At 45.9% G+C, this 17461-nt stretch carries 17 protein-coding genes; 11 read left to right on the forward strand and 6 right to left on the reverse strand.

What is annotated here, in order from left to right:
- The first annotated feature begins 25 nt into the window (after positions 1-25).
- The 5 genes from ACUALS_RS12275 (at position 26) to ACUALS_RS12295 (ending at position 4709) form a co-directional block, all read left to right on the forward strand.
- Positions 26-1402 carry a PhoH family protein gene (locus ACUALS_RS12275; RefSeq protein ID WP_005472638.1) on the forward strand — a complete coding sequence of 459 codons (1377 nt, stop codon included), beginning with the start codon at positions 26-28 and terminating at the stop codon, positions 1400-1402.
- A gap of 118 nt (positions 1403-1520) precedes the next feature.
- Entirely contained in the window at positions 1521-2525 is a 1005-nt protein-coding gene (locus tag ACUALS_RS12280; RefSeq protein ID WP_039486523.1) for an ornithine carbamoyltransferase, read from the forward strand.
- 250 nt (positions 2526-2775) lie between these two features.
- A complete protein-coding gene (gene pyrB / locus ACUALS_RS12285; protein WP_334475341.1) occupies positions 2776-3705 on the forward strand; it encodes an aspartate carbamoyltransferase in 930 nt (309 codons plus the stop codon).
- Positions 3706-3722: 17 nt separating this feature from the next.
- Positions 3723-4184, forward strand: a complete 462-nt coding sequence (gene pyrI / locus ACUALS_RS12290) for an aspartate carbamoyltransferase regulatory subunit (RefSeq protein ID WP_038140359.1) — start codon at positions 3723-3725, stop codon at positions 4182-4184.
- 135 nt (positions 4185-4319) lie between these two features.
- Positions 4320-4709, forward strand: coding sequence for a RidA family protein (locus ACUALS_RS12295; protein ID WP_005472743.1), 390 nt, complete (start codon positions 4320-4322; stop codon positions 4707-4709).
- Positions 4710-4772: 63 nt separating this feature from the next.
- Here the strand turns inward: ACUALS_RS12295 and ACUALS_RS12300 are convergent, their stop codons facing one another.
- Together ACUALS_RS12300 and mdh are read right to left on the reverse strand one after the other, a co-directional pair.
- Positions 4773-4964: a hypothetical protein gene (locus ACUALS_RS12300; protein ID WP_005472763.1), complete on the reverse strand. Its 192-nt coding sequence runs from the start codon at positions 4962-4964 to the stop codon at positions 4773-4775.
- Positions 4965-5062: 98 nt separating this feature from the next.
- The gene (gene mdh, locus ACUALS_RS12305; RefSeq protein ID WP_005472715.1) at positions 5063-5995 is read right to left on the reverse strand and encodes a malate dehydrogenase; all 933 of its coding nucleotides are present in this window, start codon (positions 5993-5995) and stop codon (positions 5063-5065) included.
- A gap of 330 nt (positions 5996-6325) precedes the next feature.
- Between mdh and argR the strand changes: the two genes are divergently transcribed.
- The 5 genes from argR (at position 6326) to ACUALS_RS12330 (ending at position 11965) form a co-directional block, all read left to right on the forward strand.
- Positions 6326-6796, forward strand: a complete 471-nt coding sequence (gene argR, locus ACUALS_RS12310; RefSeq protein WP_005472752.1) for a transcriptional regulator ArgR — start codon at positions 6326-6328, stop codon at positions 6794-6796.
- Between the two features lie 332 nt (positions 6797-7128).
- Positions 7129-8097, forward strand: a complete 969-nt coding sequence (locus ACUALS_RS12315) for a TAXI family TRAP transporter solute-binding subunit (protein WP_005472741.1) — start codon at positions 7129-7131, stop codon at positions 8095-8097.
- Positions 8098-8320: 223 nt separating this feature from the next.
- The gene (locus ACUALS_RS12320; protein WP_454448446.1) at positions 8321-10900 is read left to right on the forward strand and encodes a TRAP transporter permease; all 2580 of its coding nucleotides are present in this window, start codon (positions 8321-8323) and stop codon (positions 10898-10900) included.
- A 90-nt stretch (positions 10901-10990) separates the two neighbouring features.
- Complete coding sequence (locus ACUALS_RS12325; RefSeq protein ID WP_005472660.1) at positions 10991-11428, forward strand: universal stress protein; 438 nt, start codon at positions 10991-10993, stop codon at positions 11426-11428.
- A 141-nt stretch (positions 11429-11569) separates the two neighbouring features.
- Positions 11570-11965 (forward strand): DUF2061 domain-containing protein, encoded by a 396-nt coding sequence (locus ACUALS_RS12330; protein WP_454448447.1) that lies wholly within the window; start codon positions 11570-11572, stop codon positions 11963-11965.
- A gap of 13 nt (positions 11966-11978) precedes the next feature.
- Here the strand turns inward: ACUALS_RS12330 and ACUALS_RS12335 are convergent, their stop codons facing one another.
- Entirely contained in the window at positions 11979-12779 is an 801-nt protein-coding gene (locus tag ACUALS_RS12335) for a glycosyl hydrolase 2 galactose-binding domain-containing protein (protein WP_454448448.1), read from the reverse strand.
- Positions 12780-12901: 122 nt separating this feature from the next.
- Positions 12902-13312: a ribonuclease E inhibitor RraB gene (gene rraB / locus ACUALS_RS12340; RefSeq protein ID WP_005472754.1), complete on the reverse strand. Its 411-nt coding sequence runs from the start codon at positions 13310-13312 to the stop codon at positions 12902-12904.
- Between the two features lie 563 nt (positions 13313-13875).
- Here rraB and arcA point away from each other — a divergent pair.
- The gene (gene arcA, locus ACUALS_RS12345; protein WP_005472749.1) at positions 13876-15096 is read left to right on the forward strand and encodes an arginine deiminase; all 1221 of its coding nucleotides are present in this window, start codon (positions 13876-13878) and stop codon (positions 15094-15096) included.
- An 80-nt stretch (positions 15097-15176) separates the two neighbouring features.
- Here arcA and tldD read toward each other — a convergent pair whose 3' ends face one another.
- Both tldD and ACUALS_RS12355 read right to left on the reverse strand, forming a co-directional pair.
- Entirely contained in the window at positions 15177-16622 is a 1446-nt protein-coding gene (gene tldD / locus ACUALS_RS12350) for a metalloprotease TldD (RefSeq protein ID WP_454448449.1), read from the reverse strand.
- A gap of 9 nt (positions 16623-16631) precedes the next feature.
- Entirely contained in the window at positions 16632-17450 is an 819-nt protein-coding gene (locus ACUALS_RS12355) for a carbon-nitrogen hydrolase family protein (RefSeq protein ID WP_039478256.1), read from the reverse strand.
- Between the last annotated feature and the right edge of the window lie 11 nt (positions 17451-17461).

Raw genomic sequence — 17461 nt, forward strand, 5'->3', positions numbered from 1 at the left:
GCCGTATGTCGGCAAGGAGACGCTTATGGGTGACACAGACCGGAAACTTTTTGTTCTAGACACCAACATCCTTCTTCACGAACCTTTAGCCATCTATTCCTTCAAAGAACACGATGTCGTCATCCCGATGACTGTATTAGAAGAGCTCGATCGAATTAAAGACAGCAAACGCGATGTCGCACGTGATGCCCGAGTCGCCATTCGAGCGCTCGAAGCCATGTTTAAAGACGCCACCCCCGATGAAATTTCTGAAGGGATCCCAATTAACAAAGACTCAGAGAATACTGGCCATATCGCCATTCTGGCTGATTTCGAATTGCAAGAAACCGTCAAAGCTTTCGCCGATAAAGCTGGCGATAACCGAATCTTAAACGGGGTGCTCTACCTGCAAAATAAACGAGCACCTCGTGAAGTCATCTTGGTGACGAAAGACATTAACATGCGTTTGCGTGCCAAAGGTGCGGGAGTTCGATTTGTCGAAGACTACCGAACAGACCAATTGATCGATGACGTCCAATACCTCACAAAAGGTTTCCAACAAATTGAAGGGGATTTTTGGAGTAACGTCGAACAAGTCGAAAGTAAGAATCTTGCCGGCCGTACTTACCACACACTCGATCGCGCGCCCTTTGAACCCACCTACATTAATCAATACGTAATTGATGAAGAGAGTGATTTTGCTGGACGAGTAGAGGAGATCGAACAAGATAAGATCACCATCAAGGATCTCAGCCGAGAGCGCATGATGCACCGAAGAGCTTGGGACATCACACCGAAAAATATTTACCAAGGTATGGCGTTAGATGCGCTACTCGATCCTGATATCGATCTAGTGATCTTAACCGGTGCGGCTGGTAGTGGTAAAACCTTACTCGCTCTAGCTTCAGCGCTGGAGCAGACCATCGAGAAAGGCATATTTGATAAGATCATTGTTACGCGAAATACGCCCGATATTGGCGAGGCAATTGGATTCTTACCCGGCAGCGAGGAAGAGAAAATGATGCCTTGGCTTGCCGCTGTCACCGATACCCTCGAAGCGTTGCATAAGAATGATCACTGCACCGAAGGATCGCTCAAATACATCTGTGATAAAGCCAATATTCAATTCAAATCGATCAACTTTATGCGCGGTCGTTCGATCCAAAACGCTTTCGTTCTGCTTGATGAATGTCAGAACCTCACAGCCTCTCAGATCAAAACCATCATTACCCGCTGTGGTGAAGGCACTAAGATTGTTTGTTCCGGTAACTTGGCTCAAATTGACTCCCACTATCTAACCCCTGTGACGTCAGGTTTGACCTACATGGTCGAACGCTTCAAGAACTTCGAAGGCAGCGCCAACATTCACCTCAATGGTGTGGTTCGCAGTCGCCTTGCAGAATATGCTGAAGAGAATTTATAGTCACTTCTGCCGAGATATAATTCATATCTCGGCATTTATTTAAAATAATTATTCACAAACATTGGTTAAATATGTTTAACTAACTCCATTGAACGAATGAACATTCAAGGACTGGAGCATGGCCTTTAATCTACGTAACCGAAACTTCCTAAAGCTACTCGATTTCACTCCCAAAGAGATCCAATTCTTACTTGATCTCTCTGCTGATCTTAAAAAAGCCAAATACGCAGGGACCGAGCAAAAAAAGCTAGTGGGTAAAAACATTGCTCTGATCTTTGAAAAAGCATCAACGCGTACACGTTGTGCGTTTGAAGTCGCAGCGTTCGATCAAGGCGCCCAAGTCTCTTACATCGGTCCATCTGGCTCTCAAATTGGTCATAAAGAGTCGATGAAAGATACGGCTCGCGTTCTTGGCCGTATGTACGATGGCATTGAGTATCGAGGTTTCGGTCAAGAGATCGTAGAAGAGCTAGGCGCTTATGCGGGCGTGCCTGTCTGGAACGGCCTAACCGATGAATTTCACCCAACACAAATCTTGGCAGATTTTCTCACCATGCTTGAACATGGCCGCGGCAAGCAGTTGCACGAAATAAAGTTTGCTTACCTTGGCGATGCGCGTAACAACATGGGCAACTCATTGTTAGTGGGCGCAGCGAAAATGGGGATGGACATCCGCCTCGTCGCGCCAAAAGCCTACTGGCCGGAAGAAGAACTGGTCAACGCCTGCCTAGCTATCGCCAACAGCACTGGTGCTAAAATCACCCTAACAGAAAATGTTGATGAGGGCGTACAAGGTTGTGATTACCTCTACACTGATGTTTGGGTCTCTATGGGGGAAGCACCAGAAGCGTGGGATCAACGCGTCGCCATGATGAAACCATATCAAGTCAATATGGACGTCATTGCTAAAACGGGCAATCCGCAAGTTAAGTTCATGCACTGTTTACCGGCATTCCATAACGATGAAACCACCATAGGTAAAGAAGTCGCAGAAAAGTACGGCATGAATGGCTTAGAAGTCACGGACGAAGTGTTTGAATCCGAGCATTCCATTGTGTTTGATGAAGCAGAAAACCGAATGCACACAATTAAAGCTGTGATGGTGGCCACACTCGGTAGCTAAACAAGGTAGAATATCGACAGGAAAACCCTCGATGTAATCGCTTGCGTTAACAAATCTTCAGCGTATAATGCTCGGCAATTTGTCTGGAGGTAGTAAAAATATGCCACGTAATTCGTGCTCTACAAAGCGTATTACACTGGGTAAGCCAATGAGCTTATCGGCTCTCTATTTTACTATTTCCACCGATTTCTAAAGCCTCCCGTAATGGGGGGCTTTTTTGTGCCTAAAATTCATGACTGGGAAGATGATTATGACAAACACGCTTTACAACAAGCACATTATCTCAATTCCTGAGCTTTCTCGTGAAGAGCTAGAATTGATTGTCAAAACAGCGGGTGAGCTTAAAGCTGAGCCTAGGCCTGAGCTGATCAAAAACAAAGTGGTCGCAAGCTGCTTCTTTGAACCATCAACCCGTACTCGTTTGTCATTCGAAACGGCAATCCAACGCATCGGTGGTGATGTGATTGGTTTCGATAACGGCGGTAATACATCCCTTGCTAAAAAAGGTGAAACACTGGCTGACTCTGTGCAAGTGATCTCTTCTTACGTCGATGCTTTTGTTATGCGCCATCCTCAAGAAGGTGCAGCGCGCCTAGCGTCTGAATTTTCCAATGGCGTTCCCGTCATCAATGGCGGTGACGGTGCCAACCAACACCCAACCCAAACCTTGCTCGACCTCTTCTCGATTGCGGAAACTCAAGGTCGTTTAGATAACCTCAACGTCGCGTTTGTCGGCGACCTTAAATATGGTCGTACCGTTCACTCTTTGACTCAGGCACTTGCAAAATTCAACAACATCCGCTTCTTCTTTATCGCACCGGAAGCGTTAGCGATGCCAGATTACATCTGTGAAGAGTTAGACGAAGCAGGCATAGAATTTAGCCTACACACAGACATGGAAAGCGTCATTCCAGAACTCGACGTGCTCTACATGACGCGTGTACAAAAAGAGCGTTTCGATGAATCAGAATACGCACACATTAAGTCAGCTTACATCCTAACCGCCACTTTGCTGGAAGGTGCGCGCGACAACCTAAAGGTACTTCATCCTCTACCACGTGTGGATGAAATCACCGTCGACGTTGATAAAACACCTTACGCTTATTACTTCGAACAAGCGGAAAATGGCGTCTATGCACGTCAAGCACTGCTTGCGCTTGTTCTTAACGAAACACTGTAATCGAGAGGAAAATTACCATGTCTAAAGAAACTCAATTGCAGGTTGAAGCAATTAAAAACGGTACCGTTATCGACCACATTCCAGCGCAAATTGGTATTAAAGTGCTTAAGCTTTTCTCGATGCACAAATCAGAGCAGCGTGTCACTGTTGGTCTGAACTTACCGTCATCGGCACTTGGTCATAAAGATTTGCTCAAGATTGAAAACATCTTTATTACTGAAGAGCAAGCGAGCAAACTTGCCTTGTATGCGCCACACGCGACGGTCAACCAGATTGAAAACTACCAAGTGGTAAAGAAACTTGCGCTAGAATTACCAGAACAAGTGAACAACGTATTTGAATGTCCAAATACCAACTGTATTACTCATGGTGAGCCTGTAGAGAGCAGCTTTAAAGTATTCGAAAAGAAAGACGATATTCGTTTGAAATGTAAATACTGCGAAAAAGTCTTCTCTCGTGAAATTGTGACAGAGCGTTAATGCATAAGCTGCGGTAATAGCTCACGTTTTCACCCATCCCCGCCTATTCCAGCGGGGATTTTTGCTTTACCCAGCACGTAAATCACGGCAAACTGAGTTTCCTGTCCACTAACCCTAAACAGATGGAACATAACAATGACTAAAGTACTTCACACTGAATCAGCACCAGCAGCAATCGGCCCTTACGTACAAGGTGTAGACCTAGGCAACATGGTTCTGACTTCTGGCCAAATCCCTGTTAACCCAGCAACAGGTGAAGTATCAGCTGACATCGCAGAGCAAGCTCGTCAGTCTCTTGAAAACGTAAAAGCTGTCGTTGAAGCGTCTGGCCTATCTGTCACTGATATCGTTAAGATGACAGTATTTGTTAAAGACCTAAACGATTTCGGTACGGTAAACGAGGTGTACGGTGCATTCTTCGATGAGCACAAAGTAGCTAACTACCCTGCACGCTCATGTGTCGAAGTAGCGCGCCTGCCAAAAGATGTGGGTATTGAAATCGAAGCAATTGCTGTTCGTAAGTAATTGTCTTAGCAAATAGAAAAAAGCGAGCCTCGGCTCGCTTTTTTCTATTTAACGGTCTCGGTACTAGTAGTACTTATCACACCCTTGGTGTAGTTGCGGATTATCCAATAATTCATCAATATGAGCGGCAAATTGTTGCTGAGACTCGCGCCCTTCAAGTAAAACGGCTTGGGTCGTTTCATCTACCACCAACACACGTCCTACCCCATACTTGCTCTCAACCAACATGCCTTTTTTGATGCGACCAATATCCATGACGACTCTCCTCTTTTTATAGGGTTACGAGTCAGCCATAAAAACGATCAAAAAAGCCGACTCGAAAGCCGGCTTAAATTCATCTCGCTAATAGATGCTTACTTAGCGAAGTCGACACCCGTTTGGATATCACCATTAAGTGTTTCTAGCATACCGTCAAGTGCAGCCTTTTCGAAGTCACTTAAAGGACCGTAGCTTAGTACTTCCTCAACGCCTTCTTTACCTAGCTTCACAGGTTGAGCGAAGAATGGAGCATGCTCACCGTCACCTTCAACGTAAGCGTATTCAATCACTTCTTCACCTTGAAGAGCTTTAACAAGTGCAAGACCAAAACGACAAGCAGCTTGACCCATAGATAGAGTTGCAGAGCCTCCACCCGCTTTCGCTTCTACAACTTCAGTACCTGCATTTTGGATACGCTTAGTTAGAGCAGCAACTTCTTCATCAGAGAACTCAACGCCTTCTACTTGAGAAAGTAGCGGTAGGATTGTTACGCCTGAGTGACCACCGATAACAGGAACGCGAACTTCGCCTGGATCTTTGTCTTTCAGCTCAGCAACAAAGGTTTCTGAACGAATCACGTCAAGTGTTGTTACACCGAATAGACGACGTTTATCGTAAACGCCTGCTTTCTTCAGTACTTCAGCAGCAATTGGCACCGTTGTGTTTACTGGGTTAGTGATGATACCCACAAGTGCTTTCGGACATACAACAGCAATCTTCTCAGCCAAAGACTTAACGATACCCGCATTAACGTTGAACAGGTCAGCGCGATCCATACCAGGCTTACGAGCTACACCCGCAGAGATAAGAACAACATCCGCACCTTCTAGTGCAGGCGTTGGATCTTCACCCGCGAAACCTTTAATAGAAACTGGCGTTGGGATGTGGCTAAGGTCTGCAGCAACACCCGGTGTAACAGGGGCAATATCGTACAGGGCTAGATCAGAACCTGCTGGAAGGCGGTTCTTAAGTAGTAAAGCTAGGGCTTGACCGATGCCACCAGCGGCACCAATAACGGCTACTTTCATCGTAGTTCTCCTTGAGATGATTCTCTTATATATATCTTGTAGGGCGAAATGTAATTTGCTGTGACAAAACTAAACCAATCACAACCTGATTACAATCAATTAACGTCAGCTTTGCGACCTTGCGCAATCCGACAAAAACGTGCCACAAATAGGGTGCGCATTATCCTCTTGTTTGCCTTTAATGACAAAGGTTTAACTACCATTTTTGTTATCAATAAAAAGTAAGTTTACAGTGATATCTTAGACATAATTGGCTTCTAGTCTTGGCGTAGAATGCATAGCTATGCGAGAATATTCACTCGCTTTTTATAAACTACTGGTGAAATAACCATGCGCCATTCAGAAAAACAAGATAATCTCGTTCGCGCTTTTAAAGCCCTACTAAAAGAAGAACGTTTCGGCTCACAAGGCGATATTGTTGAAGCTCTAAAAAATGAAGGCTTTGAAAATATCAACCAGTCTAAAGTCTCTCGTATGCTGACCAAGTTTGGCGCGGTACGTACGCGAAATGCCAAAATGGAGATGGTGTACTGCCTACCAGCAGAACTCGGTGTACCGACCGTATCTAGCTCACTTCGTGAACTTGTTCTAGATATCGATCACAACAATGCGATTGTTGTCATTCATACTGGTCCAGGAGCTGCGCAGTTGATTGCGCGCTTGCTCGATTCACTTGGCAAAGCGGAAGGTATTTTAGGTGTGGTTGCTGGCGACGATACGATCTTCATCACTCCAACTCTTTCCGTCACAACAGAACAACTTTTCGACTCTGTTTGCGACCTGTTTGAGTACGCAGGCTAAGTCACATTCATCTCAAAAATAAGAATCACGCCGCCAATATTATGGCGTGATTCAGATCACATCTTAAACAAATCTTCGACGCTCAATAGTTAACCAGTAAGATATTGATTTAAAAGAATTTAAAAGCGTTAAACCCTCATATACATGGATTTAATAATCAGTCTTTTTTACTACATTCGTTAACAATCGTGTAATTATCTGCCGTTTTTTTGGTATTATTCAGCCACTTTTTCAACATACGGATTGAAAAAGATGCCGTTTCCATTAATAGGAAACTCCCAAAGCAACTAAACTTGCAATGGGGTTAATAATGAATAAAGGAAGGGAAATTCATGGCATTGAACAAACTTATTAAAGTTGGCGCTATTGCAGCTGCTGTAATGGGCGCTGGCGCAGTTAACGCGCAAGAATTCGTAACTATCGGTACTGGTTCTGTAACTGGTGTTTACTACCCAACTGGTGGTGCGATTTGTAAGCTAGTTAACAAAGGCCGTAAAGAACACAACATTCGCTGTTCTGTAGAGTCGACTGGTGGTTCGATCTACAACGTGAATACTATCCGCGCAGGCGAACTTGATTTCGGTATCGTTCAGTCTGACTGGCAGTACCACGGCTACAACGGCACAAGTAAGTTTGCTGAACAAGGCCCGTATAAAGACCTACGCGCTATGTTCTCTCTACACACAGAACCTTTCAACATTATTGCTCGTAGCGATGCTGGAATCGAAAACGTTTCTGACCTTAAAGGTAAGCGCGTAAACATCGGTAACCCAGGCTCTGGTGACCGTGCGACAATGGGTGTTGTGATGGAAGCGATGGGCTGGACCAACGATAGCTTCAAGCTAGCGTCTGAGCTTAAAGGTTCTGAGCGTTCGCAAGCACTTTGTGACAACAAAATTGACGCCTTCGTTTACGTGGTTGGTCATCCAAATGGATCAATCAAAGAAGCGACGACTTCTTGTGACGCAAAACTGGTTTCAGCAACGGGTGCTAAGATCGACGACATCGTAGCAAACAACCCATACTACGCGTACAGCACAGTACCTGCAGGTATGTACCGTGGCACAGACAAAGACGTGAACAGCTTCGGCGTTGCGGCAACAATGGTAACAACGGCTAACGTTTCTGACGATGTTGCTTACAACGTTGCAAAAGCAGTATTCGAAAACTTCGACACGTTCAAACGTCTACACCCAGCGTTTGCAAACTTGAAGAAAGAAGACATGGTTCAAGCAGGTCTTTCTATCCCTCTACACCCAGGTGCAGAGAAATACTACAAAGAGATCGGCCTACTTAAGTAAGCGCTCTTTGAACTAGGGAAGCATCGGCTTCCCTAGTCAATACCTAAGTGACGAACCCGTCACCACCTATTTGGAGTTTCAATGTTTGAAACTCTTCTCCGTTTTATACCTAAGAAAAACACACGATTGAGCAATATTTCATCTATTCACTAAACTGAAAGATGCAAAATAGAGGTTCATAACTCAAATAGTACGTGAACCACATATAACAAGGATAAAGTACATGTCGAAGACAACATCTCCGTCTCAAGATGTGCAAGATATGGTCGCTCAAGCCGATACTGGTGCCCGTTCTCCAAGTGGAATTCCTGGTCGCATCTTATGGTTTGTGCCGCTATGTTGGTCACTGTTCCAACTTTGGTACGCATCTCCTCTGCCGTTCATTTTTGATTTTGGCGTACTTAATGATACTGAAGCGCGTTCTATCCATCTGATGTTCGCCGTTTTCCTAGCTTTCACTGCCTATCCAGCTTTAAAAAACTCGCCACGCGATCGCATTCCCGCTGTGGATTGGGTTTTGGCTTTAGCAGGAAGCTTTGCTGCCGCCTATATCTATCTTTTCTATACCCAACTTGCGGGCCGCTCTGGTGCGCCTACCACTATGGATATTGTGGTTGCCGTGATGGGTATGCTGTTACTCCTTGAAGCGACACGTCGCGCTTTAGGTCCACCTCTTATGGTTGTCGCAGCCGTATTCCTGCTTTACACCTTTGGTGGCCCACACATGCCAGACGTTATCGCGCATAAAGGAGCTAGCCTAAACAAAGCCATGTCTCACCTATGGCTGACCACTGAAGGGGTATTTGGTGTTGCTCTGGGCGTTTCGACCTCTTTCGTTTTCTTGTTTGTACTGTTTGGTGCAATGTTAGAGCGAGCTGGCGCAGGGGCTTACTTCATCAAAGTCGCTTTCTCACTACTTGGTCATATGAAAGGTGGCCCAGCAAAAGCTGCGGTTGTCGCTTCTGGCTTGTCTGGCTTAGTTTCCGGTTCATCAATTGCTAACGTAGTGACAACCGGTACATTTACGATTCCGTTAATGAAACGAGTTGGCTTCCCAGGCACTAAAGCTGGTGCAGTTGAGGTTGCTGCTTCTACTAACGGCCAGCTAACGCCGCCAATCATGGGGGCAGCCGCTTTCCTAATGGTTGAATATGTGGGCATTTCCTACGTAGAGGTTATCAAAGCCGCTATCTTACCTGCGCTGATTTCATACATTGCGCTTATTTACATTGTTCACCTCGAAGCATGTAAAGCGGGTATGACGGGGCTACCTCGTCGCCGAGTGCCAACGGTGGTTCAAAGCCTATTATCATTTACAGGAACAATACTCGGTCTGTGCGTTATTAGCGCAGTGGTCTACTACGGTGTGGGTTGGACGAAAGATGTGTTTGGCGATGCAGCAACACCAATCGTAACCGTTGCCCTTCTGCTTGCTTATGTTGGACTTGTTAATATTTCAGCAAGATACGCCAAAGAAGGCGCGATCGAGATTGATGCGGAACTGACCGAAGTTCCCGAGCCAGGTCCGACGATCAAATCAGGTCTGCATTACCTATTACCTATCGTGGTATTGGTTTGGTGTCTAACCGTTGAGCGTTTTTCTCCAGGTCTCTCTGCATTCTGGGCAACGGTGTTTATGATCTTCATTTTGATCACCCAACGCCCACTAATGGCAGTGATGTCGAAGCAAGGCTCTATTGCAGAGCAGACCAAGCAAGGCTTCGTTGATTTACTTGAAAGCCTAGTGACAGGTGCGCGTAATATGATCGGTATCGGTGTTGCGACAGCAGCAGCAGGTACAGTGGTAGGTGTTGTAACGCTGACGGGTATTGGCCTTGTGATGACAGACTTCGTCGAGTTTATCTCTGGCGGTAACATCATTCTGATGCTGCTATTCACCGCGGTGATCAGTTTGATCTTAGGCATGGGCTTACCGACAACGGCAAACTACATTGTCGTATCAACTTTGATGGCTCCTGTCATTGTGACGTTAGGTGCACAAAGTGGCTTAATTATTCCACTGATTGCCGTTCACTTATTCGTGTTCTACTTCGGTATTCTCGCGGATGATACCCCACCAGTCGGTCTTGCTGCCTTTGCCGCAGCGGCGATCGCAAAATCGGATCCTATCCGTACGGGTATCCAAGGTTTTACCTATGATATTCGAACCGCAATCTTGCCCTTCATGTTTATCTTCAACACCCAGTTATTGTTGATGGGGATCGACAGTTGGTGGCATTTGATGCTCACGATCATATCTTCGGTTATCGCAATGCTGATATTCTCAGCAGCAACTCAAGGTTGGTGGTTTACGAAGAATAAATGGTGGGAAACCGTTGCACTGCTTGTGCTTACCTTTACCTTCTTCCGCCCTGGTTTCTGGTGGGATCAGATCTACCCTGCAAAAGTACTGCACCCGGGCACTGAAATCGCCGCAATTGCCGAAACTCTGCCCGTTGGTCAAGAAATCGAGTTGTTAGTTGCGGGTGAAAACCTTGAAGGTGATTACATTTCGAAAACGGTTCGTTTGCCGTTTGACGATAACGCAACAACCGCCGATGAGCGTATCTCATCTATGGGTCTGATGCTCAACGATACGAATGGTCGTATGATTGTCGATATGGTTGAGTTTGGTAGCCCTGCAGAATCGGCTGGTGTTGATTTTGATTGGGAGATCCGTTCGGTTGTTGTTGACGCAGACCGACCAATGAAAGAGTGGGTATTTGTGCCTGCACTTCTTATTCTGATTGGTCTAGCAATGAACCAAAGAAGACGAGCTCGTAGGGACGAATTGAGCGCGTAAGTTAATCAGCCCCGCCACTCCAGCGGGGCTATACTTAAGCTAAGGATGCAGTTATTCCGCTCTCATAAGCGATGATAAAGAGAATAATCAATGTATAAGCAAATTCTTGTTCCAGTCGATCTTAATGACAAAGGCTTTTCTGACAAAGCGATCGAGCAAGCTGTCTGGCATGCGAAACACGCGAACGCACAAATTCATTTGTTGAACGTTCTTCCTGGTATCCACATGTCGATGGTTGCCACTTACTTTCCTAAAGATGCCGCGCAAAAAATGCGTTCTGATGTCGAAGAACAGCTCAAAGCGTTTGCCTCTTCGCACATCCCTGAAGAGGTGGTTTACAAAGCGCACGTTGCCGAAGGTAAAGCGTACTCGACCATTCTCGACTACGCAGAAAGACTTGGTGCCGATTTGATTATTATGCCAAGTCATAAGCGCTCAAAGATTGACAAGGTTGTTCTTGGGTCTGTGGCAAGTAAAGTGGTACAAAACTCTCCCATCAATGTGATGGTGATTAAGCCTCAAGGCTAATCAAAACAACTTCAACAAGGCGCTCAATGAGCGCCTTTTTCATCGTCTTCACCTATCAAACTGATAGAATCAATCCAATTTATTTAATACGAATAATTCTCAATAATAGTCTTATCGAAACAAACACGATTGGACTATCCGATGAAAAAGACACTCACTTTTGCTGCACTTCACTTTACCATCGCGTTTAGCGTTGCTTATATCCTGACGGGTGACATCTTGCTTGGTAGTCTGATCGCGATGATTGAACCTTCCGTCAACACGGTAGCCTTTTACTTTCATGAGCGAGTGTGGATCCGAAGTCAATCACTGCAAGCGCTTGCTCGCTCGGCCAAAGTCAAAACCACTAGCTTTGCAGTGGTGCACTTCAGCGTCGCTTTTGGCGTGGTCTACTTACTGACAGGTGATGCGTTTGTAGGTGGTATAATGGCAGCTATCGAGCCAACCATTAATACGGTGGCCTACTACTTTCATGAAAAGGTATGGCAACGTAAGCACGCTCAACACCTTGCGTGTTGGCATGGTGCTCACGCCTAGTGGTAACTGAATCTCACAATGGGAAATGAGTAACACACAAGTCTTTACTAAGAGCAATGTTAAAGCGCTGAGTCTGACCATCTAACGTCACTTCCAATAGATAAAGGTCCGCAGGCTTGGGTTGCTTGATGTCAGCATAAATGGGCGCTTCAACTTGAAACAATGCACTAGTGTGACTGCTACGAACATCAATGGGTAAGTGGAATGTCATACCATTGAATTTGACTGAAGCCGATACAAGACCTGGAGAATAGGTTTTGTAATGGAGATCAACGAGGAACTCACAGCCACCACCATGATGCCAAATCTGTTCAGTCGAGATATGTTCTAAACGTACATGACGAATAAACTGCAAATACGGCGTCTTCCACACCCCGATTCGCGAGTCATGCTGTTTAACTTCTTCGCCTCCCAATGAGCACAGTTCAGCCCGCTCATCGTCAAACAAAAGATCTTCCTCTTCTTCCAAAAACAGGATCTCGAAGCGATTGCGACCTTTTTGCATATAAGGACGAATATCCTTTTTGTACTCACTTTGAGTGCCATCACAATCGAACACAGCCACGCCATTCAAACGCACTTCAGCATGAAAATCGACACCGCCAATGACTAAATCCACCGAAGGAAATGCCAGCATCGCATCATCCACTTCAATATCATGCATTAGATGCCACTCTTGCTCGGCGATTTGTTGCTCTGTCATAGAGTCAGGAAGCTTATCGCTGAGCGGCGCGGGAAAGGTAATATCATCTTGAGGGATAGAGAGATCGGTCAGCGGTGAGATTTGCCAAAGGCCGGCGAGAGAGAGCTGCATAAAAGAGTGTACCAGTCAAAAATTGCGCTAGATCAAATTAGAGCTGATTATAGTCAAGGCAATAAAAGAAAGATACAAAAATGCCAGCCTCAGAGGCTGGCATTTGTAACACATTTCGCGAATTACTCTTCGTCATCTTCTTCAGGGTACAAGGCATCTTCGCCTTCGTAGTAAGTCCCCCAACCGTCGTAAATGATGTCGTACTTTTCCGCTAGATGAATCAGTTTTTCTACTTGAGCATCAATCGCTTCGGCATCAAGCGCAGACTCCATGGTCGCATCGCAACACAATAGCTTGTTGCCATCTTCATCTTCCGTTTCTTCCGCTTCTAACACTTCAAAACCCATTTTGAATGCTTCAACTACGGCTTTTTCTAGCGTATCAAAATCTTCAGCGAATAAGTGGTGTTCAATTTCATACAACGCGTCTGGATCACTGCCATCTTCTCTTAAGGCTTGGATGATGTCGCGAGTCTCTTCCTTTTGAATCTCAATTAATTCTTCGACTGATAGATATTCATCTTCATGAGACATAAATAGTGCTCCAGATAGTGACAAAAATGATCGTAATTTAACGCAACGGACTATCGCATGGATCCACCGAAATTACTACCTAGAATACACTGAGATCCTGATCTTTCTGCGCGGATTATCCTTGCCCCTAAAACGATCAAGCTCACAACCTGACTCATTTAACATTTTTTATCAAATTGACGATTTAGAACTTTCTTTTGTGATGCTCGGAGGTTCCCACCACAACATTCTGCGTTTTTATTTTTTTCTACTGCATATTGTGAAGCAAAGCAATATTGCATAAAAAATGACTTTGGTGCGCCGCTTTAGCCTTAAGGTGAATAGCTATGCCGTAATGCGCCATGAACTACGAATCGTTAGACTCTTTTTATCGAATAGGGAATCACTCCAAGGCAAAGCCACAAAACTCATCCAAATGAAATTTAATAAAGAGAATGGCACAAAAAACAAAATATAAAACCAACAAAGCCATGTAAGTTAGTTTTAAAGACCAAGTTAAACGCTTGCATATTGATAACAACCTTGTCATAAATACTGGCTGGAACATAGTGTAAGGATACAAAATGAGTAAGCTGTATGTAGGCTCTGAAGTTGGCCAATTGCGACGTGTATTGCTAAATCGTCCAGAGCGAGCATTGACTCACTTAACGCCCTCTAACTGCCATGAACTGTTGTTTGATGATGTACTTGCAGTGGAAGCTGCGGGGGAAGAGCACGATAGGTTTGCCCAAACCCTCACCGAGCAAGGCGTTGAAGTTCTGCTTCTCCACAACCTACTTGTTGAGACCTTAGCGGTTTCAGAAGCCAAAACATGGCTACTCAACACGCAGATATCAGATCTACGCTACGGCCCTATCTTTGCCCGAGACCTGCGTAGTTACTTATCCGATATGGATAACGAACACTTAGCAACAGTGCTGCTCGGTGGTTTAGCCTATTCTGAACTCCCTATTAAATCTGCGTCGATGCTGCCTAAAATGCATCGCCCTCTCGATTTTGTCATCGAACCACTACCTAACCATCTATTTACTCGAGACACGTCATGCTGGGTATACGGCGGTGTATCACTTAACCCTATGATGAAGCCAGCTCGTCAACGTGAGACCAATCACTTACGCGCGATTTATCGCTGGCACCCTGTGTTCGCAGGCCAAGATTTCATTAAGTACTTTGGCGATGAAGATCTCCATTATGACAACGCCAACATTGAAGGTGGTGACGTGTTGGTAATCGGTAAAGAGTCAGTGCTGATTGGTATGTCAGAGCGTACAACAGCACAAGGGGTTGAAAACTTAGCCGCCAATCTGTTCAAACACGGTCAGGCAAAAGAGGTGATCGCGATTGATCTACCCAAGCATCGCTCGTGCATGCACCTTGATACTGTGATGACGCACATGGACATTGATACTTTCTCTGTCTACCCAGAAATCATGCGAAAAGACTTGGACACTTGGCGCTTAACGGCCAAAGATGATGGTGACATGAAGGTTGAGCAAGTACCAAGTTACATTCATGCAATTGAAGAAGCGCTCGAAGTCGATTACCTCAAGATCATTACCACAGGTGGTGATAGCTACGAAGCAGAGCGAGAGCAGTGGAACGATGCGAACAACGTTCTTACGGTCAAACCTGGAGTCGTCATTGGCTATGAACGTAATGTTTATACCAACGAGAAGTATGACAAAGCAGGCATCGAAGTTCTCACCATTCCTGGTAACGAACTTGGCCGCGGCCGCGGTGGAGCTCGTTGTATGAGTTGCCCAATCGAACGCGATGGCATCTAGGGTCAATCACAACGCAAAAAATAAGGGTTGATGCATTCACATCAACCCTTTTTGTTTTTATAGCGAGCCGTATAGCCGACTTAGTCTGTACCGCCTACGGTTAGAGAGTCTAATTTCAAGGTTGGCTGACCGACACCAACCGGAACACTTTGACCTGCTTTACCACACACGCCAACACCGCGATCGATGCTCAGATCGTTACCCACCATAGAGACTTGCTGCATCGCTTCAATACCCGAACCGATCAATGTGGCACCTTTAACTGGGCGTGTGATTTTACCATCTTCAATTAAGTAGGCTTCAGACGCTGAGAAAACAAACTTACCCGAGGTGATATCCACTTGGCCGCCACCAAAATTCGGTGCGTAAAGCCCTTTCTTGACGGTTGAAATGATCTCTTCTGGAGTATGCTGTCCTGGTAGCATGTAGGTGTTGGTCATACGTGGCATCGGTAGGTGAGCATAAGACTCACGACGACCGTTACCCGTTGGATTAACCCCCATCAGGCGCGCGTTGAGTTTGTCTTGCATGTATCCTTTGAGTACACCATTTTCGATCAACGTATTGTATTGACCCAAAACCCCTTCGTCATCGACGTTGAGCGAGCCACGTAGATCTTTTAGCGTGCCATCATCAACAATCGTACAAAGCTCAGAGGTGACCTTTTCACCCACCTTACCACTAAATACCGACGATTCTTTACGATTGAAGTCACCTTCTAAACCATGGCCAACGGCTTCATGCAAAAGGACTCCTGGCCAACCAGAACCAAGAACGACAGGCATTGCACCGGCGGGGGCCGCTTCTGCTTCAAGATTCACAAGCGCCATTCGAATCGCTTCATCCGCAAACTGATACGCAACTTGGCTACCTTGCGATTCGGATAAGAAGAAGTCGTAGCCAAAACGACCGCCACCGCCAGAACTGCCTCGCTCTCGACGTTCTCCGCGCTGAGCGAGTACGCTAATAGATAAACGAACCAGTGGACGCACATCTCCCGCGTAAGTACCGTCTGTCGCGGCCACCAGCATTTGCTCGTGCACGCCACTTAAACTGATCGACACTTCTTTGATCAATGGTTCCTTGGTTCTGATGTAGGCATCCAGCTCTTTAAGTAGCTGAGTTTTTTGCTCTTTTTGCCAGCTTTCCAGAGGATTAACGGCGCCGTAAACGGTTTGGTTATCCGTGCGTTTAAACGCCTGTACTTGACCATTTTGACCTTGTTGGGCAATACCACGAGCTGCAATAGCGCTTTGCTTCAACCCATCTAACTGAATCTGATCGGAGTAAGCGAAGCCAGTTTTCTCGCCGGTTACTGCTCGAACCCCAACACCACAATCAATGTTGAAAGAACCATCTTTAATAATGCTGTCTTCCAGTACTAGAGACTCGTGCCAGCTTGACTGGAAATAGATGTCTGCGTAGTCGATCTGACGCGTTGCTATACTCGCAAGGGTATCCGCTACATCTTGCTCGGTCAGACCTGCTGCACCTAGCAACGCATCCTCTACATGATTAATTGTCATACTTCGCTCTTATACTTTTAATTGATTGTGAAATCGTGAGTGCTGTAGCACTGGCATCGTCGTTCTTAGCTCTTCTACTTGAGCAAGTTCAACATCCACCACAAGATTTTGGGGCTGATTCGTAAGGCTTGCAACCACGTCACCCCAAGGGGAAATGACCATGGAGTGCCCCCACGTTTCTCGGCCACATGGGTGAACACCGCATTGATTGACTGCCACGATCCAGCTTTGGCTTTCTATGGCGCGCGCTCTGAGCAATGCTTCCCAATGCGCTTCCCCAGTCACCGCTGTAAACGCGGCAGGAACCAGCATCATGTTGGCACCTCGCTGCGCCAGTTCATTGTACAGCTGCGGGAACCGGACATCATAACAGATTGTAAGACCTAGATGACCGATAGGTGTTGGCAATGAAACAATGTGTGACCCAGGAGTAAAGGTTTCTGATTCACGGTAACGGCTGTGACCATCAGCAACGTCGACGTCAAACATGTGCAGCTTGTCGTAGTGAGCAACGCACTCGCCATTCGGGTCAAACACCAATGTTGTTGTCGTCACACCTTGGGCACGCTTAATCGGCATGCTTCCAATCACCAGCCAGATGCGATGCTGCTCGGCCAGTTGAGAGAAACGCTGCTGAGCAATGCCCTCTCCCATGATTTCTGCATTGTGGTGATAATCCAATCGACCACCAAATACGACACAGTTTTCAGGTGTGATGATGAGTGACGCTCCTGCATCAGCCAGCACCGCAACTTGAGTGGCTATATACTCCAAGTTGCGAGTGACGTCGGGCCCCGAGGTCATCTGAATTAAACCGACTCTTTCCATGAGTACTCTTC

The organism is Vibrio sp. NH-7 (genome assembly GCF_053643215.1).

What these genes read in the sequence shown, in the direction of transcription:
- ACUALS_RS12275 (WP_005472638.1), top strand. Translation starts at nt 26, where the DNA reads ATGGGTGACACAGACCGGAAACTTTTTGTTCTAGACACCAACATCCTT.
- ACUALS_RS12280 (WP_039486523.1), top strand. Translation starts at nt 1,521, where the DNA reads ATGGCCTTTAATCTACGTAACCGAAACTTCCTAAAGCTACTCGATTTC.
- pyrB (WP_334475341.1), top strand. Translation starts at nt 2,776, where the DNA reads ATGACAAACACGCTTTACAACAAGCACATTATCTCAATTCCTGAGCTT.
- pyrI (WP_038140359.1), top strand. Translation starts at nt 3,723, where the DNA reads ATGTCTAAAGAAACTCAATTGCAGGTTGAAGCAATTAAAAACGGTACC.
- ACUALS_RS12295 (WP_005472743.1), top strand. Translation starts at nt 4,320, where the DNA reads ATGACTAAAGTACTTCACACTGAATCAGCACCAGCAGCAATCGGCCCT.
- ACUALS_RS12300 (WP_005472763.1), bottom strand. Translation starts at nt 4,964, where the DNA reads ATGGATATTGGTCGCATCAAAAAAGGCATGTTGGTTGAGAGCAAGTAT.
- mdh (WP_005472715.1), bottom strand. Translation starts at nt 5,995, where the DNA reads ATGAAAGTAGCCGTTATTGGTGCCGCTGGTGGCATCGGTCAAGCCCTA.
- argR (WP_005472752.1), top strand. Translation starts at nt 6,326, where the DNA reads ATGCGCCATTCAGAAAAACAAGATAATCTCGTTCGCGCTTTTAAAGCC.
- ACUALS_RS12315 (WP_005472741.1), top strand. Translation starts at nt 7,129, where the DNA reads ATGGCATTGAACAAACTTATTAAAGTTGGCGCTATTGCAGCTGCTGTA.
- ACUALS_RS12320 (WP_454448446.1), top strand. Translation starts at nt 8,321, where the DNA reads ATGTCGAAGACAACATCTCCGTCTCAAGATGTGCAAGATATGGTCGCT.
- ACUALS_RS12325 (WP_005472660.1), top strand. Translation starts at nt 10,991, where the DNA reads ATGTATAAGCAAATTCTTGTTCCAGTCGATCTTAATGACAAAGGCTTT.
- ACUALS_RS12330 (WP_454448447.1), top strand. Translation starts at nt 11,570, where the DNA reads ATGAAAAAGACACTCACTTTTGCTGCACTTCACTTTACCATCGCGTTT.
- ACUALS_RS12335 (WP_454448448.1), bottom strand. Translation starts at nt 12,779, where the DNA reads ATGCAGCTCTCTCTCGCCGGCCTTTGGCAAATCTCACCGCTGACCGAT.
- rraB (WP_005472754.1), bottom strand. Translation starts at nt 13,312, where the DNA reads ATGTCTCATGAAGATGAATATCTATCAGTCGAAGAATTAATTGAGATT.
- arcA (WP_005472749.1), top strand. Translation starts at nt 13,876, where the DNA reads ATGAGTAAGCTGTATGTAGGCTCTGAAGTTGGCCAATTGCGACGTGTA.
- tldD (WP_454448449.1), bottom strand. Translation starts at nt 16,622, where the DNA reads ATGACAATTAATCATGTAGAGGATGCGTTGCTAGGTGCAGCAGGTCTG.
- ACUALS_RS12355 (WP_039478256.1), bottom strand. Translation starts at nt 17,450, where the DNA reads ATGGAAAGAGTCGGTTTAATTCAGATGACCTCGGGGCCCGACGTCACT.